A 24,067-nucleotide genomic window follows, 5' to 3' on the forward strand; every position below is an offset into this window, starting at 1 on the left:
AGCTTGTCTAAAACTACCACAATATTAAAGCGACTGGGTGTTGCCGTTCTCTGGGGAATGGTGCTCACAGGCTTTGTAGTATTGCTGGTGGCGGCTATACAGGACAAGGATGCCGGTAAATGTAAAAGTATACAGGTAAAATTTGAAGGGAAAGATGATAACTTTTTTATTGAATCAAAGGATATAAAATCTTTGATCACGAAAGATAAAAATCTGAACCCGATCGGTAAAAGTATTGCCGATATCAATATCGCAGAGCTGGAATCCGTTGTAGACCAGGATCCCTGGGTAAAAAATGCAGAGATCTATTTTGATAACGGCCAGCAGCTGAACATCAAAGTAACACAACGCGAACCGGTGGCGAGGGTATTTACTTTTTCCGGTAACAGTTTTTACCTCGACGGCGCTGGCGAACATATACCGGTATCCAGTCGTTATGCAGCCAGGGTGCCCGTGTTCACAGGCTTTCCTACGGATGCGGAAAAGCTGCAGAAACCCGACAGCCTGTTAGCGGCGCAAATCGTGGACATGGGTATTTACATTGGTAATGATCCTTTCTGGATGGCGCAGGTAGAGCAACTCATGATCACGGATGACCGCAGGTTTGAGTTCATACCGAAACTGGGAGACCAGGTGATTGCATTCGGAGAAGGTATAGACATAGAAAAAAAATTCACCAAACTGCTGGCTTTTTATAAGGAAGGATTGAACAAAGTAGGCTGGAATAATTATACACGCATCAACATCGCATTTGAAAACGAAGTGGTGTGTACCCGTAAGGACGGCGTTGTTCCATTGCAACCAGTAATCAAAACGGATAGTTTGAAACTGGCCGATGCAGATGAACCGCCGATAGCGGACAGCGAAGATTCAACAACGGCAGCACCGGCAATAGCAAAGCCGGTACATACCGAACCTGCCAAACCGGTGGCAAAACCGGTACACGCAGCGAAAGAAAAGGCTAAACCGCAGAAAGAAAAGGTGAAGAAAGCAAAAGCAGCTGCGCCGGCCAAACAACAACCTAAAGCAGTGTATAAGCCAGGGAATAAATCTGTTAACACATCAAAAAAACAAAAAACGCCATGAATCAGGAAGCTCCCATCATTGTAGGACTCGACATTGGTACTACGAAGATTGCTGCCATTGCAGGACGGAAGAATGAATACGGGAAACTGGAAATCCTGGGATTCGGAAAAGCTACATCGTTTGGTGTACAGCACGGTATGGTGCTGAACATTGACCAAACCATTAAAGCTATCAGGCAAGCACTCGAGAATTGTTATGCGTCCAACCCCAACCTGGAAATTAACGAGGTATATGTTGGTATAGCCGGTCACCATATAAAAAGTTTGCAAACCCGTGGAGATATTGTACGCAATGACACTGATGCGGAAATATCCCAGAAAGATATTGACCAGCTGATCAACGATCAGTACAAAACAGTTATTCCCGCGAGTGATCAGATCATCGATGTGATTCCGCAGCAATATATAGTGGACAGTCTGCAGAACATTACTTACCCGATCGGTATGTCCGGGGTAAAGGTGGGTGCGAACTTCCATATTATTACCGGCGACAAAAACGCCATCCGTAACATTAACCGCAGCGTGGAAAAATCCGGTCTTAAAATACGCGACCTGGTACTCCAGCCACTGGCTTCTGCTGCAGCGGTTATGTGCGATATGGATTTTGAAGCAGGTGTAGCCATTGTGGATATTGGTGGTGGTACCACCGACCTGGCAGTATTTTATGAAGGTATATTGAAACACACGGCCGTTATTCCGTACGGTGGTGAAAACATTACCAACGACATCAAGAACGGCCTGGGTGTATTGAAAACACAGGCAGAACAGATGAAAGTACAGTTCGGTTACGCCCTGGCGGATGAAGCCAAAACAAATGCCTATATCACGATCCCCGGATTAAGAGGTCAGAGCCCCAAAGAGATCTCCGTGAAGAACCTGGCACACATCATCCAGGCGCGCATGAGTGAAATACTCGATTTCGTGGTATATCATCTCAAGCAGATCGGTATGGATAATAAAATGCTGAATGGCGGTATCATCCTTACTGGTGGCGGATCCCAACTGAAACATCTCATACAGCTGACAGAATACACCACCGGTGCAAGCGCCCGTATAGGATTCCCCAACGAGCACCTCGCAAGCGGCCACATAGATGAATTAACCAAACCTATGTATGCTACCTGCGTGGGCCTGATCCTGAAAGGCTACAACGATTTTGAAAATGATCGTAAAGCACTGGAAGAAAATTATGTAAAAATTAATACCAGCTATCTGGCCAAAGAACAGGCTGCTCAGTCGGTGGCTCCACCCGAAGACTGGATAGAAGAAGAAACCCCCAGCAGTCAGGAAATACAGGACCGGAAAGCAAAAGAAAGAAACGCCTCATTGAAAAACTTCCTGGACAAAATGAAAACAAAAATCATTGACATGTTCACGGAAGAAGAAGATGCTAAACTTTAAAAGTTAAATGGCGCAATTGTTGCAAAAAGCAAACGTTTAATATAATAAGAATTAAGAACGATAATTAATAATGACAGGACAAATGAACCATAGTAATAACATACAAGCATATACGCACTTAATTCTTAATAGTTCATTATTAATTATTCGTACTAACCCATAAAAGTATAGAGTCATGATACATTTTGATCTTCCTAAGGAAAAATCTTCTATCATCAAAGTCATCGGTATCGGTGGCGGTGGAAGTAATGCGGTGAATCATATGTATAGCCAGCGCATTGAAGGGGTAAATTTCATTATTTGCAATACCGATGCACAAGCTATTGCCAATAGCCCTGTTCCCAATAAAATACAGTTGGGCCCGCACCTGACACAGGGACTTGGCGCCGGTGCAAATCCTGAGATCGGGAAACAGGCGACGGAAGAATCCTTTGAAGAAATCAAAAAAATACTGGAGGTGAATACCAAAATGGCCTTCATTACTGCCGGTATGGGCGGTGGCACCGGAACCGGTGGCGCTCCTATTATCGCCAAAATATGTAAGGAACTTGGTATTCTGACTGTTGGTATTGTTACCACTCCGTTTTCTTACGAAGGTAAAAAGAGAATGCTGCAGGCTGATGAAGGCGTTAGTCGTCTGAAAGAGTATGTAGATACCCTGCTGATTATCTCCAATGATAAATTACGTCAGAAATTCGGCGATCTGAAGTTCAAGGCTGCCTTCGAAAAAGCAGATAACGTGCTGGCTACGGCCGCCAAATGTATTACCGATGTAATCAATTCTACCGGTCAGATTAACGTGGATTTTGCCGACGTTTGTACCGTTATGCGTAACGGTGGCGTGGCGATCCTCGGTGCTGCACTGGCTGAAGGCGAAAACCGCGCACAAAGGGCTATCGAAGATGCATTAACTTCCCCGCTGCTGAACGACAACGATATACGCGGTGCAAAATGGATCCTCATCAATATCTCTTCTTCTGAAGGTGAATTTGAACACACCCTCGATGAAATGGATATCATCCAGGCATATGTACAAAGCCAGGCTGGTGAAGATTGCGACGTGATCCTCGGTGTGGGCTACGATCAAACACTGGACAGGCAACTGGGCGTAACCATCATTGCTACCGGTTTTGAACAGAAACCCATTACACAGCAGAAAATCACACCCTCCAACCCGGAGCGCGTAGAACCTAAAATTGTAATGCAGTTAGGTAAAGATGGTGATGAAAAAAAGATGAGTGTACAACAGGCACAAGGCACCTTATTCCAGGAGCCACAAGACCTGATGGCCCCACGCCTGATGGAACCTGTAGTAAGTCATCCTGAGCCCGTAATGGCTTACACACCGCCACAGCCTCAACAACAGGCGCCTATTGCTCCTGCGCGTCAAAACTATGTGCTGAACATACAACAGGTACCACCTGCACAGCCACAACAACCTGACCCGCAGCAGATACAACAACAAATTCAACAGGCGCAACAGCAACAGATGCAGCAAATGCAACAACAGCCAATGCCGCAACCTGTTCAGCAAATACCGCCTGCACATACACAACAGCCTGGTGTAAATATCATTCAGCCGCAAACTGGTAACGCAGCCGGAGGATATTTGAACAGACCTGCACATATTTACGTGGAACCAGGTACACCTGCTCCCGAAATGAAAATGGTATACAAAGAGGAAGAAGAAAGTGCGGTAAACGTACCTCCTGCTCCTCCGGAAGTGCCTATGCAACAGGCTTACGAAGATCTGGAAGAACAGAAACGCAAACAGGCAGAAAGAGTAGCCAAATTACGCAGCATCAGTTTCAATGTGAAGAACATGGACAATAACGCAGAACTGGAAAACGTACCTGCTTACCTGCGCAGAAATGTGAACCTGGATAATGGCGCCGGCTCTGCTGAACACTTCTACTCCAACTACACGGTGAGTGGTGATCAGGGTCCTAATAATCATACAGAAATCAATACGATCAATACCTTTTTAGATGGGAAAAAGCCCGATTGATGAACACATTTGATTGTTTTTTAGTTGTGTTAAAAAAAATCCTCCGGTTCCCCGGAGGATTTTTTTATGATGCCATTGTTCAATCAGAACCCGTTTAATTCCTGTTTGGCTGCATTCAGTATTTGTGCGGCCGGCGTGGTTTTCAGCGTTTCTTCCTCGAAAGGCTTTAATAAATTGTCCAGCTTACTCAGGCCCGCGGCGTTACCGCTTTTTGCAAATGCTTCCCGCAGTATTCTTATCTTTTCATAATCCTGTATCCCTTCTATCAATCTCTCATAACGGATAGAAGATCTCGGTCCCGGATATACGAAATACGTGTCTCCTGCCGACCAGGTACGGAAACGCGAATCATGCAGCGGATCAGCTACCCAGCAGTTGAAAGCCCAGCGCAAATACCCGTTATATCCTTTGTTCGCAGCATGCCAGCCCATAAAGGCTGATTCTGCCGGCGGCGAAAAAGTAAAGGTATTCGGGAATCCTTCTGTGCAGCAGGTGTAAAAAGTAGTCGGCAGCCCTTTCTCTAAACGGGTTTTCATAATGTTTGCCGGGAAAGCTTCTCTCAATGCAATACAGTAGTCGTGTATTTCATTGGCCAGTGGTTCGTGATAACTGCCTGCCAGCGATAATTTGAAGTCGTTACTCGCACTACGGATCACTTTCAGGGTTTGCAGCATGTCTTCCATTGGTCTTTCATCCATAGCGATAGCTGTAATATTAAACCAACCCTTTGCCTTCAGGTGTTTTACAAAATCAGTCAGCATAGGCTGCCAGTGCTTTGTATATTCCGCGGAACCAGGCTTCGCAACAATGAAAGTATCTTTTGCAGCTGCCTCATCATAATAATAAAACTTCAGGTTCCATGGAATCATGCTATAGCAATTGATTTCCTTCCGGATACCCTGATCCATCATAAACTGCACCCATTTATCAAAGATGCTGTAGTCGTATGCCCAGCTGCCATTTTTCTTCCTGGTCCATTTTACCATTGTGCCGTAGATGTCCTCGGTCTGGCTGTTCCAGGGATCATAAATAATAGTGGCCGTGATCACTTTCTGACCCGCATTTGCCAGCATTTTCATGTAAGGCTTCATGGCTTCGAAGTGCGCATTACTCCAGGGTTTTACGCCATATACGCGTGCTATTGCATAAGGACTTTGCCACAGATCAAGGTGAAATTGCCAGTCTTTCGGAGCAGGCAGGGTATGATCCAGCACAGTTACTTCAAAAGGCATGTCCACTGCGGTAGTACCGGATTTCACACTCACCGCGCCTTTATATGTACCGGCTGGTGTATTCGCCGGCACCTGAACGCTTAGCCATACCGGCTGGGTAGTACTGGCGGCAATGGTGCTTTTACTGATGATATCAATACCATCTGCCACGAGCGAAGAGTCAAAATCTTTCGGATTACGGTACCCGCAGCCACCACCGTCTTTATTCAAACCATCTGTGAGTACATATCTCACAAAGCCGGTGGTCACTGCCGAAGCTGCAATTTTATTGCCTTTACCGTCTTGTAATGCGGATGCCTGGATACTGACTTCCCGTTGTGCAGCGGCAGACCATATCACCAGTTGTGTATGGACCTTTTCACCTTTCCAGGCTTTCGTTTCCCAGGCAGGCGTTAAACCGCTGTTATCAGGTGCATTTCTTTTTTCATAACGGGTATCTGCAGTACCGAATGCAACGTGAAGCCTGGTGTCATTAACAGCCGCCCAGGAAGCTTTATTAACGGGTTTGGGATCGGGCAGGTCCCTGTAGCCAGCGGCAGGAGATATTTGCGCCCATACGTTTTGTTGCAGTGCCAGCATTACCAGCACGCCAAAAAATTTGTTCACCATACTAAAATTTAGCGTTTTCAGATATTAGAATAACGTGATTTGCTCACTCATCACCGTAATCCGGAAACCTCAATATCTATAAAAAAAGTGGATTTTTTCCTTTTAAGAGGATGACCGGTTATATATAAAACAGAAAAGCCGGATCGTGTATGATCCGGCTTTTCTTGTTAAAGATGTATATCAATGTACAATCCGCTTCAGCTGCAGATTGGTGACCGGTGCTACCACCAGTGGATATTTCTCGATGGTTACATAGCTGGAATCCAGTCCAAAGCCCCTTTCTTCCGACAAACTGATCTTTTTCAGGAAGAAATACATCTTCATCACCATTCTCTCATATAAAGGCAGGTCGTTGTCGTGCGACAGGAATTTCTCCATAACGATGAACTGGAAGTCGCCTACCACATTATTCTTACTCAGCGATTCATAGCGGCTTGTAATATTTACTTCCTTGTTACGAACCATATCTTCCACTACCATTCTGAACATAAGGTTAATGCGTTGTTCCACTTTGAAGCCGAGGCGGAATTCCACACGTATCACTTCATTTGGAATGATTGTTTGCACAGAGTATTCGCTCAGGTAAGGTTCATCTACCACATCTACATGTACAAACCAGTATATATCTGCCCGTTTGGGTTTTTTATTAAGAATTGAATAGATGATCTTATGTTCTATTTCTTTCGGATTATCGGCACTGCTCATATACACCAGGTGGGTGGCGTATTTGGGAATGGAGGTATCATTGCTCAGCTCCTGTATGATAGGCAGATAATCTTCCAGTCGCACAAATTCCACGTAACGGTTCTTGATCTTACGCGATTTGAACCATACAATCATCACCAGGAAGAGGGCGCCGGCCACAATAACTGTTACGTAACCGCCATGCATGAACTTAATCACGTTAGCGAAGAGGAACGAGAATTCTATGGTAAAATAAACGATGAGATATAACAGTATCCAGCCTACCCATACCCGCTTTGTATAAAGGTAGAATGCAAAGAGGCAGGAGGTCATGAGCATACAGATGGTGATGGATAAGCCATAAGCCGCCTCCATATTCGACGATTCCTGGAAAATCAGCACAATGGAAACGCAACCCACAAACAGCATGGTATTGATGCCGGGGATATAGAGCTGTCCCCTTTCTTCTGTGGGGTAATTTACCCGCATTTTGGGCCACAGGTTAAGCCGCATGGCTTCTGCGATGAGGGTAAAGGAGCCGGATATCAGTGCCTGGCTGGCAATTACGGAAGCCAGTGTGGCAATTAATACGCCGAAGATGATGAACCATTCCGGCATAATGGTAAAGAACGGGTTCTGATCTTTGGGCAGGATCTGACCTTTTTGGGTGAGTAACCAGGCGCCTTGTCCCAGGTAGTTCAGAATAAGACAGGTTTTAACAAAGATCCAGGACACCCGGATATTACCTTTACCGCAGTGACCGAGATCAGAATACAGGGCTTCCGCACCTGTAGTACAAAGGAACACAGCTCCCAGGATCAGGAATCCTTTTGGATAAGTAGTTAAGAGTTCAATGGCATAATGGGGGCTAAAGGCTTTGAAAATGCTCAAATCATCCGCTACATGTGAAATACCGAGGATGCCCAGCATAGAAAACCACAGCACCATAATGGGTCCAAACATCCGGCCGATGGAAACGGTACCGAACTGTTGCATAACAAAGAGCCCTGTAATAATAGTGAGTACTATTTTCACGATAGTCATCTGGCCCAGGTCCTTAAAGACTTCCAGGGTCCTGAGACCTTCGATGGCAGAGGTAACAGTGATGGGTGGGGTGATGATACCATCTGCGAGCAGGGCAGCGCCGCCGATCATACCAAAAATTACGGTCCATCTGGCGTGGCGTCTCACGAGTGCATAGAGTGAAAAGATCCCACCTTCCCCCTTATTATCAGCCCGTAGGGTGAGAATAACGTATTTAACGGTAGTTTGAAGAGTTAGTGTCCAGATGATACAGGAAATACCTCCGATCACCAGCAGGTCGCTGATGGGATTTCCTCCTACGATGGCTTTGAAAACATAGAGTGGAGATGTTCCGATATCGCCGTAGATAATGCCAAGAGCTACTACCAGGCCTGCCAGGGATACCCTGTTGATGTTAATTCCCACGTAATAATAAGTTTATTAAAAAAGCCTCCAAAATTAGGGGTAATAATTGACACTTCAACAATATTTCGTACAGGAGTGTTTGCTTCAAAAAAAAGTCCTCTCCCGAATGAACGGGAGAGGACTTTTTTTAAGTTATCATCTTAATGAGTGATACTGATTAGTTAGCAGGAGCTAAATCAACAGTGCCAGACTCACCAGGAGTGTTTTGTTTGATGAAACGACCGCGGTCGATACCTTGTTTGTCAGCCAGGTAGTCGATTACTGAATCAACACGACGGCTGCTCAGGTCAACACCACCTTTCTTACCTTTAGCACCTGCGTGACCGGTAACCAGTACGTTGCAGGAAGGGTTAGATTTCAGGGAAGCTGCAACAGAAGCGAGGATAGCTTCCTGATCATTACCAATTTTGGTAGAGCTGCCTTTGAAAGAAACGCTAGGCAGAACCAGGCTTGCGCAAGGCGCAACTGGAGGATTCTTGCAGCATTCTGGATCTGGGCATTTACCAACACCATCAGCATCAACTGGCTGGCAGTAAGTAGGAGTGATCAGTTGTTTGTCTTTGTAATCAGGAACACCGTCACCGTCAGTATCTTTAGCAACACCGTGAACATCCACTGGTGCACCTGCTGGGGTGTTAGGTTCGCGATCGAATTGGTCAGTTACGCCATCGCCGTCAGCATCAGGCAGAACCGGAGCTGGAAGCTTCATGTGACGTGGGCTGCTCAGCTCGCTGTAAGCGTATTCCAGTGGGTTGATCCACCATAATGGCTGTACACGTTTAGCTGGGTTACCCAGGTTGAAGTTCAGACGTAAGCTGGTGTAAGAGTAGAAATCTTTGGAAGAACCACCGGGAGCAGGATATCCATCCAGGTATGCGTCAAATGGCATGGTAACTTTCTCTTCAATACCGATGTTGAAGCGTTTAGAAACTTTAAACGCAACACCAGTACCTACATCCAGTGCGTGACGGAGTAATTGGTTGTCATCGTTACGACCAATGGAAATTCTGTTACCCTGAGAAGGAGCATTTTGCTCGTATTTATCATCTCTCAGATCTTTGATCTGTTTTCTGATATCACTGCGTTTTGCACCAAAGTCAATACCGGAATAGTTGTAGCCATTTCCGTTTGCATCCAATGCATCAACGTCAACGTCAGCCATTACGATAGAGTAACCAGCGAGTAAATACCAGTTAACCTTAGGTTCAGCTCTGTAGAACAGGATGTTGCTCAGGGAAGCAATCACATCCAAAGAGAGCTGATGGTTCTGGGATTTGTAGTTAGGAACAATCATACCACCATTTAAAGCGGCTGTTTTTGCCCAAGGGTTGATACCACCTGCTGGCATATTTGGACGCAGTTTGTAGTCCTGACCCTTATCAATGGAACCGATGTACTCAGCTCTCAGGGAGAAAGTATGTCCCAATGCTTTTCTCAGGGAGATACCGCCACCAAAACCTGGTTGAGGAGGAATAGTTCCGCTGATCAGGTGTAAACCACCACTAAAACCCAGTTCCCACATATCTCTCGGTTTAGCCGGGAAATTTGATTGGTGGTTCGTGAAGTTATTTTGTTGTACCATACGCTTGCTAGACACTTTGGAGCTATCCAGAGCATCGTAGCCGGTTGGTTGAACCTGTGCAAAACTAGTAGATGCTGATAGTAAACCCACAGCGCCTGCCAGTAATAAGTACTTTTTGCTTGCCATAATTGTTTTTTTTATTAAAAACTGTTAAAAATTTACTAATAACCCGTTTTTTACCTAGCAAAGGTAAATATCATAAATGAATATACAAATTTTTCTTGCAATATTATTTTCATTGATAAGTCCTTCAAAATTAGAGCTTAAATGAAAGTATTTATATACCTTAATTCCAGTTAAGTTAAAGATCTGTATACCTTGTGTTAAAGGATTCCTTAACTCGTGTTAAAGGAATGTTATACTCCATATACAAATTAAAGGCCAAAATGTTAAAATGTGATTTATAAAAGCTAGCTTAGCAATCCTTTTTTATTTAATACATGGACGATATTAAACACCTGATAGGTAAAGAATTACAGGATTTTGAAAGTAAGTTCGCAGATTCAGTAAAAAGTCATGTGCCGTTATTGGACAGGATCATGCATTATATTGTGAAGCGCAAGGGAAAGCAGATCAGGCCCATGTTTGTTTTATTATCCGCAAAACTTTTCAGTGACAATATCCAGGAAAGTACATACCGGGCAGCCGCACTGGTAGAGCTGCTGCATACCGCCACCCTGGTACATGACGATGTGGTGGATGACGCCAACGAACGCCGTGGCCTGTTTTCTATTAATGCCCTCTGGAAAAATAAAATAGCTGTACTTGTTGGCGACTACCTCCTTTCAAAAGGACTGCTGCTGTCCCTTAACAATAATGATTTCCGAACTTTACAGATATTATCAGAAGCTGTAAAAGAAATGAGTGAAGGAGAACTGCTGCAGATCGAAAAAACCCGTAAGCTGAATATCAAGGAAGATATTTACTTTGAAATTATCCGCCGCAAAACCGCTTCATTACTGGCTTCCGCCTGCGCCGCCGGCGCATGGAGCAGCAGCAACGACGATCATACTACCGAACAAATGCGCCTTTTCGGCGAAAAAGTGGGCATCGCCTTTCAAATTAAAGATGACCTCTTCGATTATGGCTCCGCCAAAATCGGTAAACCAACCGGAATCGACATACGCGAGAAAAAAATGACCCTTCCGCTTATCTATACCCTGGAACATGCTTCCACTGAAGTAAGAAGAAAGATTATTAATATAGTTAAAAACCATAATACAGAAAAGGACCGCGTAGAAGAAGTCATCCGGCTTGTAAAAGCATCCGGAGGCATTGACTATACCCGGCAAAAAATGTTTGAATACAGGGATGAAGCCCTTACCATCCTGAATAAATTCCCTGAAAACGCTGTCAGAAACGGGTTAGAATCCCTGGTGCGATTCACAACCGACAGAACATTTTAGTAAGAATAAAAAATAATGTAATATGCGGAAGAAGCGAAAAGCTTAAGCCTTTAAAATATAATAATGCAAAAACGCTGGACAGTAAAGGCATATCAACCAAATCAGGAACAGTTACTACAGTCATCATTACGCATACATCCGCTGTTATGCCGGTTACTGGTACAACGCAATGTAACCAACTATGAGGCTGCCCGGCAATTTTTTCGCCCTACACTGGAAGACCTTCACGATCCCTGGAAAATGAAGGACATGGACAAGGCCATTTCCAGGATTGAACTGGCTTTTTTCCAGCATGAAAAAATACTGATCTACGGAGATTACGATGTAGACGGCACTACCGCAGTGGCGACGGTGTACGCTTTTCTGCAAAAACTTTACACCAATATCGAATTTTATATCCCCCACCGCTACCGCGAAGGTTACGGTATTTCCATGCAGGGCATTGAATACGCCAGGGATAACGATTTCAGCCTGATCATTGCGCTCGACTGCGGCATTAAGTCTATCGAACATATTACCACTGCAAAGGAATGGGGTATCGACTTTATAATCTGCGACCATCATTTGCCGGATGCAATACTGCCTCCCGCCGTGGCGATCCTGAATCCCAAACAACACGACTGCCCCTATCCTTATAAAGAACTGAGCGGCTGCGGAATTGGTTACAAACTGATCTGCGCCTTTGCGCAAAAACGGGGTCTTCCCCAATCGGAAGCCAATAAATTCCTGGACCTGGTGGCTACCAGTATTGCAGCCGACATCGTTCCGATGACCGGCGAAAACAGGATACTGGCCTTTCACGGTCTTATAAAAGTAAATGAAGATCCGCTGCCGGGTATCAAAGCGCTGATCACGCTCAGCGCACTGAAGGAAAAACTAACCATTGCCAACCTTGTATTTGTGATTGCCCCACGGGTAAACGCCGCCGGCAGGATGGACGATGCCCGCAAAGCAGTGAACCTCTTCATCGAAAATGATGTGGAAAAAGCCGCTGCCATCGCAGCCGTGCTGCACGCCGACAATTTCGACAGAAAAGAAATCGACAGTACCATTACCCAGGAGGCCATTGTACTGCTTCAAAATGATGTGGATATTGCCCGCAGAAAATCGACCGTACTTTACCAGGCCCACTGGCATAAAGGTGTGGTTGGTATTGTGGCTTCCCGGCTAATCGATAAATATTACTACCGTCCTACTATCATTCTTACCCAATCGAATGACAAAGTAGCCGGCTCCGCCCGTTCCGTGATGGGATTCAATGTATACGAAGCCATCCACCAGTGTAAAGATCTTCTCGAAAACTACGGAGGTCATTTTTATGCAGCGGGGATGACCATGAAAACAGAAAATGTAAAGGCGTTCCAGGAACGCTTTGAAGAAGTGGTAGCACGAACCATCCACCCGGATCAACTGGTGCCGGAAATAGTAATAGATACCGAAATCCATTTCACGGAAATCACAACTGCGTTTTATAATATTCTACGGCAATTCGAGCCCCTGGGACCAGACAACCTACGCCCTGTTTTTCTTGCTAAAAATCTTGTTGACAACGGTTATTCGAAGATTGTAAAAGATGACCACATTAAATTCTCTGTGAAACAGGGGAGATATGGTCCCACTATGTCCGGAATTGGCTTCTACATGGCGGAGAAATTTCCGCTGATAGCAGACAAAAAGCCCTTCGATATGGTATTTACCCTGGATGAAAATGAATGGAACGGGCAAACTTCTCTCCAGCTGAAAGTAATTGATATCAGAACAGCAGCAGTCCGATAGCTTTTATAAAACGGTTACAAATGCTGCTTCAGCAGCCAGGTATATACATCCTGGTTCGCGTAAGTCCTTGTCCAGGCATCGTGACCACCGTTGGGATACTCTGTATACTGCACATTATTCCCCAACGCTCTCAATTGCTTTACCAGGACACGTGAATTCTCCACATTTACGGTAGGATCGTCTGCTGAATGGAAAACCCAAATAGGCATGGTTTTCAGATTCTTCATCCTGTTTACATCTCCACCACCACTGATAGGAACAATGGCAGCAAATCTTTCGGGGTGTGCAGAACTCCAGTCCCACGTTCCATAACCACCCATACTCAGACCGGTAAGATATACTCTCTTAGGATCTACATGGTATTTGCTGATCACTTCTTTATAGAGTATCTCGAGGTACTGTGGATTCCACCATCCGCTCAGGCACTGCGGCGCGATTATTACAAATGGTTTCCCTGCCGCCACTTTTACCAGTCCTACGTTCTTTATCACATCAATATTATTCCCCATTTCCCCTACTCCATGAAGAAATATCACGATGGGCCATTTGTAGTCTTTCTTCTCGTTATATCCGTCCGGGATATAAAGCACATAATTGCTGATATTGCCTCCTTTGGTATCTATTTTCTGAGTAGTGATACCAACTTGTTGCGGAGGAAAAGTATCTCCCCGGGGCGGCGTCACCGGCACAGTATCTCCCGGAGGATTCGTTGGCACAGGGTTAGCTGTTTCTGTTTTTGAACAGGAAAAAAATGCGAGCGTACTCAACACAAAGACATGGCACAAAATTTTAATTGCTCTTTTTTTCATATAACTACTACAAACTAAAAGTCCCCCGGCAATATGCCGGGGGACAGGTTTTACAATATTTTTCTTTTCGGTTCTTCTATTCCGTGTTTTGCAAATAAAAGACTAAAAGAATAAACACCGTCATTTTATTTATTGTGCAATGCCATTATTTTTTTTCGCCCATCAGTTCCACGCTTCTGTTCACAAATGCCGTAAGATCCGCGCCTGTCAACAGGTTCTGGGACAACAGCGCCAGGTCTGCCAGATTCTTTATCTGCTTCTGTTGCAATGTGTTATCTCCTTCCTTCAGTATTTGCGTGTACACCGGATGATTAGCGTTGATGGTCATATTTATTTCATCGGGCATATTCGCATACCAGTTCATTCCGCCGCCGCCCATAGCTGCCATGTCTTTCATACGACGCATCAGCTCCGGACGGGTTACAATTACCGGTTGCGCTTCTGCGCTGAGTCCTTTCATTTCTACTTTGATATTAGGTTGTGTTACCTGGGCGCCAAAGAGTTCTTTCAAGGTACCTTCCTGTTCTTCAGATAATACGGTCGTGGTATTTTCTTCTTTATCAATCAGGTTATCAGCGATATCAGCATCCACGCGGGTAAAGGAAACATTATCCCATTTGATTTCCATGTTGTTGATGAATGCGGCATCCACCATTGTTTCCATCTTTACTACCAGGAAGCCTTTATTTTTTGCGGCCTGCACGTAGCTGTCCTGCTGCACCGGGTTGGTGGCATATAATATCACCAGTTTCTGCTCCTTATTGGTTTGCAGGGCAGCGGCAGCTGTGCGGTATTCTTCCTGTGTATAAAATTTACCACCTGCCACATCTTCCATTATCAGGAATTTGTTGGCTTTCTCCATGAACTTGTCGTCGGTCATCATACCATACTTCACAAACAGTCCGATGGAATCCCATTTATCTTCGAAGGAAGCGCGGTCGTTGCGGAATATTTCATCCAGCTTATCCGCTACTTTTTTGGTGATGTGAGCATTGATCTTTTTCACGTTAGGATCGCCCTGCAGATAGCTGCGGCTAACATTCAGCGGAATATCCGGGCTATCGATCACACCATGCAGCAACATCAGGAATTCCGGAACAATGTCCTTCACTTCATCCGTTACATATACCTGGTTGGAATACAGATTGATCTTGTCTTTCTGCATCTCGTAGCTCTTGTTAATCTTCGGAAAATAAAGGATACCGGTGAGATTAAAAGGATAATCTACATTGAGGTGAATCCAGAATAAAGGAGGTTCTGCAAATGGATATAATTCTTTGTAGAAATTCTGGTAATCTTCGGTGGTTAACTCGCTTGGTTTCTTTGTCCAGGCAGGATTGGTGTTATTAATCTGTGTGCCTTCAAAAGTTACCGGAACAGGCAGGAATTTACAGAACTTTTCGAGGATGGTGCGGATACGTCCATCTTCCAGGAATTCTTCGCTTTCCTCGTTGATGTGCATTACAATTTCAGTTCCCCTGTCTGCCTTACTGATCTCTTCCAGTTCATACTCAGGGCTTCCGTCGCATTCCCAGCGCACAGCGGGAGCTTCTTCTTTCCACGATTTTGAGAAGATTTCCACCTGGCTGCTTACCATAAAGGAAGAATAAAAGCCCAGACCAAAATGACCAATGATATTGGTACCGTTTTCCTGTCCTTTATATTTTTTCAGAAATTCTTCTGCACCAGAAAAGGCTACCTGGTTAATATATTTATCCACTTCTTCCGCAGTCATACCGATACCATGATCTGCAATGGTGATGGTTTTCTTTTCCTTATCAACTCTCACATCAATAGCAATGTCTCCCAGTTCTCCTTTAAACTCTCCCACACTGGCCAGGGTTTTCAATTTCTGGGTAGCATCCACGGCATTACTTACCAGTTCGCGGATAAAAATTTCATGATCTGAATACAGGAACTTCTTGATAATTGGAAATATGTTCTCTGTCTGAACACGTATTGCACCTTTTTGCATTGATTATCTGATTTTTTTGGTAAACTTTTTCAAAGTGTGTGCCAGCAGGGTTTAGGCTGACAAGATGACAAGACACAAGTTAAAAAAATATAAAATATAAATATTGAGGCTGTGAATATACGCTACCTGGGCTTATCCACCATCGTATTTAACCCGGAAAAAAGGGCAGAGAAAGAAATATTTAAAACGGATAAGAAAATAAAACCATATTACATTCCCTTCAAATTAACAAAATAATCATATTAAAAAATCCGGCGAAACGGTTTATTCAGTAGATTTATTGCACCGAAATCTGATTCCCCAATTTTTCAAATAATACTATGGAAAGACCTCTACTCACTTTATTATTTCTTGCTTCTTTTGTTTGTGGTAGTGTAAGCGCACAAACCAATCCGGCCGCGCAGCCATTGCCTTATGAACAAAATTTTGACGCACTGCCGTCATCTGCTGTGGTATACCCGGCAGGATGGCAGGGATGGTTGCTCAGCGGCGCTCCTTCCGGCAGCTTCAATACAGCCGCACCTGCTTCCGACAAACCACTGATAAGTGGCGGCAGTGCATCGTCCACTGCCAATGGTGTTTATAACTATGCCGGCAAACTGGGCTTCCTGAACAGCGGCAGCGCCGACAATGCACTGGTGCTATCCATCAGTACGAGCGGACAACAAAATGTACAATTGAGCTACGATGCCATGACGATCAGGAATCCTTACGATGGTAATTCCAATACCAGGATCAATGAAGTTGTAGTACAATATCGTATAGGCGTTGCCGGTACCTTTGCCAGTATCAATGAAACTGCTTATCAGAACGACACTATTCAACAAACCGGTTCTGGTGTTACTTTACCGCAACACCTGGTAAACAGGTCGGTGATACTGCCGCCGGATTGTAATAACCAGGCTGTAGTACAACTGCGGTGGGTAAACCGCCAGATCAGCGGCGCCGGCTCCAGACCGGGATTTGCTATTGATAACATAACTGCATCCGGAAGTGGCAGGGATACCACTCCCCCTGTGATCAGTCTCCTGACACCGGTTAATGCAGCCGCAGATGTATCGCCTGTTACATCTCCCGAAATTATTTTCAGCGAAAACATAAAAGCAGGCAACGGGTATATCAGGTTGCATAACAGCAATAGTGGATTAACGGATAGTTTTCCTGTAACCGGTAATGCTGTCATTATTAATAACAATGTGCTTACCCTGAAACAAATCCTGCAACCACACAGTCATTATTACATTACGCTGGACAGCGGTACAGTAAAGGATCTGTCGGATAATGACTTTGCAGGTATTACAGATACCACACAGTGGAATTTTACCACCGGCAACCAGGAACTCAACTATAACTTCAACGACTGTACGCCGATAGGCAGCAGCCAGTTAAGCGGAGGCTTTATACAATACAGTGTAACCGGTGCGCAGCTGTGGGGATGTACCAATTTCGGGCAGCAAAGCAGTAATGGGGTACAGATAAATGGTTACAGCGGCGGAGCTGTTGAAAATGAAGACTGGCTGATATCTCCTGCGTTTGACCTGACCGGTCTGCAATTCCCGCTGTTACAATTCAGCAGCCGTACTGCCTTTGCCGGGCCGGCGCTTAGTCTGCGTATTTCCACCAACTATACCGGCAGCGGTGATCCGCGCAATGCTACCTGGACAACGCTGAATGGCCGTTTTCCTGAAACCGGCAGTGATGTGTGGACTTTATCTTCCGGTATAAATCTCGCTGCTTACAAGCAAACAGGCGTTTATATTGCTTTTGTTTATACATCCGGCCCTGCTGTACAGGCTTCGCGCTGGACGATTGATGATTTCAGGCTGACGGATACCACCGCAGCGCCGGCGCCAACATTGAACAGCAGTCCGGCAGCCATTGATTTCGACTATGTAAAATCCGGGCAAACATCAGAAGCACAGCGTGTTGGTTTCTGGGCCAACGATTTTACAGGAGATTTGAAAATCAAGGCTCCAGCAGGTTTCAAGGTATCCGGCGACAGCAGCAATTATAGTAACGAGGTAACTTTCTCTGCGGCTGCATTGGCTACCGGTCCGCAGCAGGTATTTGTAAAGTTTGCGCCAACAGCGGCAGATCAGCCTTACAGCGGTAATCTTACATTCAGCTCTCCCGGTTTCTCCGGCCGTTCTATTGCCCTCAGCGGTACTTCACTGCGGTCGTTAAAAGTGGTGAACTGGAATATAGAATGGTTTGGCAGTCCGGCTCAAAACCCCGCCAATGACAGTTTACAGCAGGCCAATGTAACCACCATTCTTAAAAAACTGGATGCAGATATTTTTGCGCTGGCAGAAGTAGTGGATACTGCCCGTTTCCGCGCGGTGGTAAGCCAGTTGCCGGGTTATAGCTATGTGTTATCTGATTTTGGCTCCTATGCAGATAGCATCACTGATGTTGACTATGTATCGGCGCAGAAGCTGGCTTTTGTGTACAAAACGGCAGTGATCCGCAAGATCAGTACTTACGGCATATTAAGACAGGGAGGCAGCAGCAATGCGTATTATAACTGGTCGTCCGGCAGGTTCCCTTATGAAATGGAGGCCACCGCCAAACTGGGTAACGACTCTGCGCGGATCCGGTTCATATTGCTGCATGCAAAGGCCAATACAGGTACCAAGCCGGAAAAGATTACTTCCTGGAACCGGCGCAAAGATGGATTGAAAGAGTTGAAAGACACGCTGGACCTGCAATATCCGTATAGCAATATTATAATGTTGGGAGATTTTAATGATGATCTCTCTAAAACCATTACAACAGAGTTATTACCGGATACCACCACTTCTTATATTGACTTCATCCGCGATAGTATCAACTACAGGCCGTTGACCCTGCCGTTAAGTTTATCCGGTCAGCGTTCCACCGTCAGTTACTCATCGGTGATCGATAATGTGATTAGTTCCAACGAGGTGGGTGTTGCTTATTTGCCGGCATCTGCACGGATACAAACCCAGGTGGCCGGGCTGGTAAGCAGTTACGGTACCACTACCACGGATCATTACCCCGTATTGAGCCGGTATAACCTGCACATTTTAGGCAACCCGCTGCCGGTAGAAGACTTTGATGCCCGGGCCGATGGCGGTAAAGTGCTGGTTAGCTGGCATACGCCTTATGAAATCAACAGCAGCAGGTTTGTGATAGAACGTTCCCGGAACCTACGGGCCTATGAGGCCGTGGATACTGTGGCTGCTCATGGCAGTACGGCGGAGGGGTCTGATTATATTTCCTATGATGAGCAGCCCTGGCCTGGATTTTCGGCTTACCGGTTAAAAACCGTGGGACTGGACAGCAGCGTAAGGTACAGTCCGGTTAAGATGGTTTTAGTAACGGATAAAGACTTCTGGCGGAAGCTGTTGTGGTGCATATTCGGGCACCAGTTGCAGTATTGGCTGGATTGGCCCCGCAGCGGTGACGCGAATATTGAGTTGATGGATGTGCAGGGTCGTGTTCGTTACCAGGGCAGAACGGCTTTAATAAAGGGCCGGAACTACAGAACAATAGCTATCGATCAGCTGCCGGCCGGCATATATTTCCTGAGAGTACAATCGGGTGAGCTGGTGCAGGTGACCAAGATTCTTATTAATCAGTGATCTTTTTTGAAAAAACCATGCAAACGAGACGCCGCCCTGGTAACCGGGGCGGCTTTTTAAATTTGGTTATCAGCCAATTACGCATTATTCTCTATAAAAGGCAAGATATTTAGGGAAATCGGGCTTTCATGCGTGGAAATAAGGAATAGTTCAGTATCTTTGCGGTCCTAATTTTTTAATTAAACCATTTAAAACAGGGAATTATGAACTACGAATTGATGGTGATCTTTACCCCTGTGCTTTCTGAGGACGACTACAAAGCCGCCCAAAAGAAATTCGCTGATATCATTAAAGATAACGGCGGAGAAATCACGCACGAAAATCCCTGGGGATTAAGATCACTGGCGTATCCTATCCGGAAGAAGACTACAGGAATGTATGTTGTTCTGGAATACAATGCGCCATCCGACCTCAATGAGAAGCTGAAAATCCAGCTGAATCGCGATGAAAATGTATTACGTCACATGATTACTGCGCTGGATAAGCACGCTGTTACTTACAACGGTCGCAAAAGACATGGCGTAAATGCTGAATCTAAAACCACTGAAGCTTAAAACTATGGCAGTTAAACCGAAACAAGAAATCAAGTACTTAACGGCCGTAAAAACCGAGAAACGTCAGAAGAAATACTGCCGTTTCAAGAAGTTGGGCATCAAGTACGTAGATTACAAAGACGCGGAGTTTTTGAAGAAATTTTTGAACGACCAGGGCAAAATGTTGCCACGTCGTATTACGGGTAACTCCCTGAAATTTCAGCGTAAAGTAGCCCAGGCTATTAAGAAAGCTCGTCAAATGGCTTTATTGCCTTATGTTACTGACCTTTTAAAGTAAGAAGTTATGCAAATTATCTTAATACAAGACGTAGATAACCTGGGTCAGAAGAATGAACTGGTTAGCGTAAAAAATGGTTACGCCAGGAATTTCCTGATTCCTCAGAAATTTGCGGTAGAAGCAAGCCCTTCTAACATGAAGCAGCTTCAGGAACGCCTGAAAGTGCAGAAAGTGAAAGAAGAGAAACTGCTGGCTGAAATTGCGAAAGTAGTAGAAGTGTTGAAAGCTTCTCCTGTTAAAATTGGCGCTAAAACCGGTACTTCCGGTAAGATCTTCGGTAGCGTAACCGGTGTTCAGATTGCCCGTGCAATTAAAGAACAGAAAGGTTATGAAATTGACCGTCGCCGCATCCACATCCTGGATGATGTTAAAGAACTGGGTACCTACAAAGCTCGCCTCGATTTCGGTAAAGGCAACGAAACCGAACTGGAATTTGAAGTAGTAGCTGAGTAATATTCCAACTTGTTTGGAAAGAAGAAAGTCCCGGGCTGAATCAGCCCGGGATTTTTTTTGCATAAATATGATTGCATTTGTGTTTCATTAACGAATGGCAATTGAGTTGTTGGTAGATTTGGTTATATTTGTAATGTAACCACAATGAAACCAGAAAAACACATATCAACACCTGATCCTAAATTTGTCGCTATCCTAAAAAAAATGATAGCAGACAAAAAGATAATTCATGAGCATATCCGGAGCGGAAAAAGCTTAAGTGAATTAGAAGCTAAAGGATTTAAGTTTGTTAAGTTCCTATAACGTTTCCCAGCTAAAAGAAGGAGATTATTTATTCACTACCGATTCCGGCATTGTATATAGTGTATATATGCTGGATGAGTCATTGTACTTTGATGCGTATCCTGAATTTTCGGCTGATGTGCATACACTCGGTTTTGATATGATATCTAATCCCTTAAGAAAAACACCTTTCGACAAAAGGGTGCGTATTACTATTTCCAATATTATTATTGATTATCTGACGACCCACCCGGAAAAAGTTTTCTTTTTTGTATGCGACAGTGCCGATGCCCGGGAAAAAAGCAGAATGAAAATATTTGAATTATGGTATCATCAACGGCAAACAGATACGATTGAAAAATACAATGAATCCATTCATACCGCAGATATGGATATCTATTTTTCTATCATTATTCATTCAAAAAACAGCCTGAAGAACTATATCCTTTCCTGCTTTCGCCAACTAACCCAATCCACCGCCGAAAAACTCAAATCTTATTAGTATTTTCATGCCAATATTCCGCCATGAGTATGAAAAATATTACCTTCTTCTTTATCATCATTATCACCGCCTCGGCCTGCAGTACCAGGAATCACAGACCCGGACTCCCCAGGCTAACCACCATCAGCATCCAGGGCGATAGCACGCCGCAATATACCTTCCGGTATGATCAGCAGGGCAACCTGGCTGAACTGGTACATCACCTGCAATTAAACGACACCAGCATCAGTACTTTCTCCTATGATCATTCCCACCGGATTACCGGGATGGTGCTATCCAACCGGGAAAATAATATCACAGCAATAAAAGAGCGCGCCAAAGTAACCTCCTGGGATAAAGATGGCAACATCGCCACTGTACAATATTTTGATGCAAAGGAACGCCTGCTCCGCGTCGCCAATGTACGCTGGAAGAACGGACTACCCGCTGCCATGAAATATTCCGATTCCACGCAGGCAATCAGCTGGAATTATGATGCAACGCATCCTGTAAGAAAAGATATTTGTATAGATAGCTTCTCAGGCAAAAAAGAAGATACGTTAGTTACTTTGAGAACTACAAAGTACGAATGCGAGGATTCTATCAATCCCCTGCATCCCCTGGCCAATCAGTTGCTGCTCTGTCATGCTGTGGCGCCGGCAGTGGCGCTCTCTCCACTGGGCGAGCTGTCAGACGCCTTTTTACACCTGAATGCGCGTAATCCCTTTCTTATCAAGATCACCGAAAAAGAAAAAACACGCTGCCAGGAGCGTTTACTTGAATACGAGCGTTCTACCACTGTTCAATATGCCTACTACTTCAATGGTGGCCGATATCCGGCGGGCGCATGGGTACATTTGCACAGCGAAGGATTCACCAAACTGGGCAGCGACAACCATTTTGCGCTTGAATATCAATACGAATAACGCTTAATTGGGGATTTTTCATTAACTTTTAGGAGATGAAAATCACAGACCGATTAAAGACGATGCCGGTTACGCTGGTGTTGATCGGCATAAACGTACTTGTATTTGTTTACACCGCACTAACAGGAATGAATATATGGTGGGGAGATGGAACCCATCTGCTGCATGCCGGCGCCAACTACTGGTCACTGACCATAGAGCAACATCAGTACTGGCGGTTGTTTAGCAGCATGTTCCTGCATGCAGGACTTGGCCATCTTTTCACAAATATGCTCGGGCTGTTCATTGGAGGCCTTTTCCTGGAACCGGTATTGCGTAGTTTCCGTTATGGCCTTGCCTATGCGATCACAGGATTAATATCCGACTATGTCAGCATCTGGTATCATAAAGGCGCAGTGGGTGTAGGCGCTTCCGGTGCTATTTTTGGTATTTACGGTGTATTCTTGGCGCTGCTCACTACTCCCCTCTTCCCAACGGAGATAAGGAAAGCGTTTCTGGCTTATATCGGCTTATTTATAGCATTAAATGTGATTGCTGCCGCGGTTTCACAGGGTGTAGATAACGCCGCACATCTGGCTGGTTTTTTAAGCGGCGCCCTTACCGGGTATCTTTTCTTTTTTACACTAACAAAAGCAGATGGAGAAAGACTCACCCGCTGAGCCTCTTCCGAAGTTCTAATTACTTACATTTGTACACTTAAATGCGACAAAAGATGATGAATAAGCTATGGCTCCTGCTGTGTGCATGCTCAATAATGATATTGAGCTGCAAGAATAAAACAGCAGATAACAACAATACCGCTGCCAAGGATTCCACGCCACCCGCCATTAATAAAACTCCCGATGACACTGTTCAGTTGGGTAATAAAACCTTCTTTGTATACTTTATCGAAAAAGCAGATTTTGATAAATTCCCGCTTGCGCCCACAGATTCCAGCGAAGCAGATGTGCTGGCAAAAGACAGCCTGGTAAAAAGAGAAGGTAATAAACTGACCATCCAGCTGGAAAACGGGAAACAAAGGATCATGGCCAATAACAACAACGACGGCGAAGATTATATCGGCTATACCTATGCAGGCAGTTATCCCTCCATTAAAAGAAAAGGATTTTTTGTTACCTATTACGAAGGCAGCGCCTTTGAGCTGGTAAATATCCTGAATGGCGATTCTATGGTAACCTGGTCTGCACCGGCCATTTCACCGGATAAAAAATATATCATCACTGCCTCGATGGACCTGGTAGCAGCTTTTGACCCCAATGGGTTTCAACTGTTTTCCGTAAATGGCAACGAAATAAAAGCGGTGGGAGAAGCCAGTCTCGACGACTGGGGGCCGGGCATGGTGCATTGGATTAATAACAAAACCATTCTATCTGAATACATTACAATCGACGAGGAAGGAAATACACAAATACGCTACGTAAAAATGGTAATGCAATAACAGTATTTAGTATATTTAGTGAGAGATAGAACGTC

19 protein-coding genes are annotated in these 24,067 nt (G+C 44.8%); 14 read left to right on the forward strand and 5 right to left on the reverse strand.

Annotated features, from left to right (window positions below; translation table 11 throughout):
* Positions 1-3: 3 nt before the first annotated feature.
* The 3 genes from V7S65_RS17715 (at position 4) to ftsZ (ending at position 4,494) form a co-directional block, all read left to right on the forward strand.
* Positions 4-1,086 (forward strand): cell division protein FtsQ/DivIB, encoded by a 1,083-nt coding sequence (locus tag V7S65_RS17715; RefSeq protein ID WP_143313550.1) that lies wholly within the window; start codon positions 4-6, stop codon positions 1,084-1,086.
* Complete coding sequence (gene ftsA / locus V7S65_RS17720; protein WP_079469400.1) at positions 1,083-2,486, forward strand: cell division protein FtsA; 1,404 nt, start codon at positions 1,083-1,085, stop codon at positions 2,484-2,486. Before V7S65_RS17715 ends, ftsA begins: the two co-directional genes overlap by 4 nt.
* 175 nt (positions 2,487-2,661) lie before the next feature.
* Positions 2,662-4,494 carry a cell division protein FtsZ gene (gene ftsZ / locus V7S65_RS17725; RefSeq protein WP_336387443.1) on the forward strand — a complete coding sequence of 611 codons (1,833 nt, stop codon included), beginning with the start codon at positions 2,662-2,664 and terminating at the stop codon, positions 4,492-4,494.
* An 83-nt stretch (positions 4,495-4,577) separates the two neighbouring features.
* On the opposite strand, the gene V7S65_RS17730 is transcribed toward ftsZ, so the two are convergent.
* From V7S65_RS17730 to V7S65_RS17740, 3 genes are all read right to left on the reverse strand, one after another.
* Entirely contained in the window at positions 4,578-6,335 is a 1,758-nt protein-coding gene (locus tag V7S65_RS17730; RefSeq protein ID WP_111576739.1) for a DUF4091 domain-containing protein, read from the reverse strand.
* 180 nt (positions 6,336-6,515) lie between these two features.
* The gene (locus V7S65_RS17735) at positions 6,516-8,468 is read right to left on the reverse strand and encodes a KUP/HAK/KT family potassium transporter (protein ID WP_079469402.1); all 1,953 of its coding nucleotides are present in this window, start codon (positions 8,466-8,468) and stop codon (positions 6,516-6,518) included.
* A gap of 157 nt (positions 8,469-8,625) precedes the next feature.
* Positions 8,626-10,176, reverse strand: coding sequence for an OmpA family protein (locus V7S65_RS17740; RefSeq protein ID WP_111576740.1), 1,551 nt, complete (start codon positions 10,174-10,176; stop codon positions 8,626-8,628).
* A 314-nt stretch (positions 10,177-10,490) separates the two neighbouring features.
* Here V7S65_RS17740 and V7S65_RS17745 point away from each other — a divergent pair, with 314 nt between their 5' ends.
* Both V7S65_RS17745 and recJ read left to right on the forward strand, forming a co-directional pair.
* Positions 10,491-11,456 (forward strand): polyprenyl synthetase family protein, encoded by a 966-nt coding sequence (locus V7S65_RS17745; protein WP_079469404.1) that lies wholly within the window; start codon positions 10,491-10,493, stop codon positions 11,454-11,456.
* Between the two features lie 63 nt (positions 11,457-11,519).
* Entirely contained in the window at positions 11,520-13,232 is a 1,713-nt protein-coding gene (gene recJ / locus V7S65_RS17750) for a single-stranded-DNA-specific exonuclease RecJ (protein WP_079469405.1), read from the forward strand.
* 14 nt (positions 13,233-13,246) lie between these two features.
* Here recJ and V7S65_RS17755 read toward each other — a convergent pair whose 3' ends face one another.
* On the reverse strand, positions 13,247-13,948 hold the full coding sequence (locus tag V7S65_RS17755) for a carboxylesterase family protein (RefSeq protein ID WP_336387444.1): 702 nt from the start codon (positions 13,946-13,948) through the stop codon (positions 13,247-13,249).
* Positions 13,949-14,186: 238 nt separating this feature from the next.
* Positions 14,187-16,016, reverse strand: coding sequence for a molecular chaperone HtpG (gene htpG, locus V7S65_RS17760; RefSeq protein WP_079469407.1), 1,830 nt, complete (start codon positions 16,014-16,016; stop codon positions 14,187-14,189).
* Between the two features lie 111 nt (positions 16,017-16,127).
* Between htpG and V7S65_RS17765 the strand changes: the two genes are divergently transcribed.
* The 9 genes from V7S65_RS17765 (at position 16,128) to V7S65_RS17805 (ending at position 24,032) form a co-directional block, all read left to right on the forward strand.
* The gene (locus V7S65_RS17765) at positions 16,128-16,253 is read left to right on the forward strand and encodes a hypothetical protein (protein ID WP_310219649.1); all 126 of its coding nucleotides are present in this window, start codon (positions 16,128-16,130) and stop codon (positions 16,251-16,253) included.
* Between the two features lie 83 nt (positions 16,254-16,336).
* A complete protein-coding gene (locus tag V7S65_RS17770; protein WP_336387445.1) occupies positions 16,337-19,621 on the forward strand; it encodes a T9SS-dependent choice-of-anchor J family protein in 3,285 nt (1,094 codons plus the stop codon).
* Positions 19,622-19,824: 203 nt separating this feature from the next.
* Entirely contained in the window at positions 19,825-20,175 is a 351-nt protein-coding gene (gene rpsF, locus V7S65_RS17775; protein WP_227024404.1) for a 30S ribosomal protein S6, read from the forward strand.
* A 4-nt stretch (positions 20,176-20,179) separates the two neighbouring features.
* Complete coding sequence (gene rpsR, locus V7S65_RS17780) at positions 20,180-20,452, forward strand: 30S ribosomal protein S18 (RefSeq protein ID WP_079470050.1); 273 nt, start codon at positions 20,180-20,182, stop codon at positions 20,450-20,452.
* 6 nt (positions 20,453-20,458) lie between these two features.
* Entirely contained in the window at positions 20,459-20,905 is a 447-nt protein-coding gene (gene rplI / locus V7S65_RS17785; protein WP_079469410.1) for a 50S ribosomal protein L9, read from the forward strand.
* Positions 20,906-21,191: 286 nt separating this feature from the next.
* On the forward strand, positions 21,192-21,689 hold the full coding sequence (locus V7S65_RS17790; RefSeq protein WP_079469411.1) for a DUF6169 family protein: 498 nt from the start codon (positions 21,192-21,194) through the stop codon (positions 21,687-21,689).
* A gap of 23 nt (positions 21,690-21,712) precedes the next feature.
* Entirely contained in the window at positions 21,713-22,594 is an 882-nt protein-coding gene (locus tag V7S65_RS17795; protein ID WP_111576744.1) for a hypothetical protein, read from the forward strand.
* Positions 22,595-22,629: 35 nt separating this feature from the next.
* Positions 22,630-23,253, forward strand: coding sequence for a rhomboid family intramembrane serine protease (locus V7S65_RS17800; RefSeq protein WP_079469413.1), 624 nt, complete (start codon positions 22,630-22,632; stop codon positions 23,251-23,253).
* Between the two features lie 53 nt (positions 23,254-23,306).
* A complete protein-coding gene (locus tag V7S65_RS17805; RefSeq protein WP_143313552.1) occupies positions 23,307-24,032 on the forward strand; it encodes a hypothetical protein in 726 nt (241 codons plus the stop codon).
* The last annotated feature ends 35 nt before the right edge of the window (positions 24,033-24,067 follow it).

Origin of the sequence: Chitinophaga sp. CCNWYY40 (genome assembly GCF_037483205.1) — a bacterium.
GTDB classification, from domain to species: domain Bacteria; phylum Bacteroidota; class Bacteroidia; order Chitinophagales; family Chitinophagaceae; genus Chitinophaga; species Chitinophaga ginsengisegetis.

What these genes read in the sequence shown, in the direction of transcription:
- ftsA (WP_079469400.1), top strand. Translation starts at nt 1,083, where the DNA reads ATGAATCAGGAAGCTCCCATCATTGTAGGACTCGACATTGGTACTACG.
- ftsZ (WP_336387443.1), top strand. Translation starts at nt 2,662, where the DNA reads ATGATACATTTTGATCTTCCTAAGGAAAAATCTTCTATCATCAAAGTC.
- V7S65_RS17730 (WP_111576739.1), bottom strand. Translation starts at nt 6,335, where the DNA reads ATGGTGAACAAATTTTTTGGCGTGCTGGTAATGCTGGCACTGCAACAA.
- V7S65_RS17740 (WP_111576740.1), bottom strand. Translation starts at nt 10,176, where the DNA reads ATGGCAAGCAAAAAGTACTTATTACTGGCAGGCGCTGTGGGTTTACTA.
- V7S65_RS17745 (WP_079469404.1), top strand. Translation starts at nt 10,491, where the DNA reads ATGGACGATATTAAACACCTGATAGGTAAAGAATTACAGGATTTTGAA.
- recJ (WP_079469405.1), top strand. Translation starts at nt 11,520, where the DNA reads ATGCAAAAACGCTGGACAGTAAAGGCATATCAACCAAATCAGGAACAG.
- htpG (WP_079469407.1), bottom strand. Translation starts at nt 16,016, where the DNA reads ATGCAAAAAGGTGCAATACGTGTTCAGACAGAGAACATATTTCCAATT.
- V7S65_RS17770 (WP_336387445.1), top strand. Translation starts at nt 16,337, where the DNA reads ATGGAAAGACCTCTACTCACTTTATTATTTCTTGCTTCTTTTGTTTGT.
- rpsF (WP_227024404.1), top strand. Translation starts at nt 19,825, where the DNA reads ATGAACTACGAATTGATGGTGATCTTTACCCCTGTGCTTTCTGAGGAC.
- rpsR (WP_079470050.1), top strand. Translation starts at nt 20,180, where the DNA reads ATGGCAGTTAAACCGAAACAAGAAATCAAGTACTTAACGGCCGTAAAA.
- rplI (WP_079469410.1), top strand. Translation starts at nt 20,459, where the DNA reads ATGCAAATTATCTTAATACAAGACGTAGATAACCTGGGTCAGAAGAAT.
- V7S65_RS17795 (WP_111576744.1), top strand. Translation starts at nt 21,713, where the DNA reads ATGAGTATGAAAAATATTACCTTCTTCTTTATCATCATTATCACCGCC.
- V7S65_RS17800 (WP_079469413.1), top strand. Translation starts at nt 22,630, where the DNA reads ATGAAAATCACAGACCGATTAAAGACGATGCCGGTTACGCTGGTGTTG.
- V7S65_RS17805 (WP_143313552.1), top strand. Translation starts at nt 23,307, where the DNA reads ATGATGAATAAGCTATGGCTCCTGCTGTGTGCATGCTCAATAATGATA.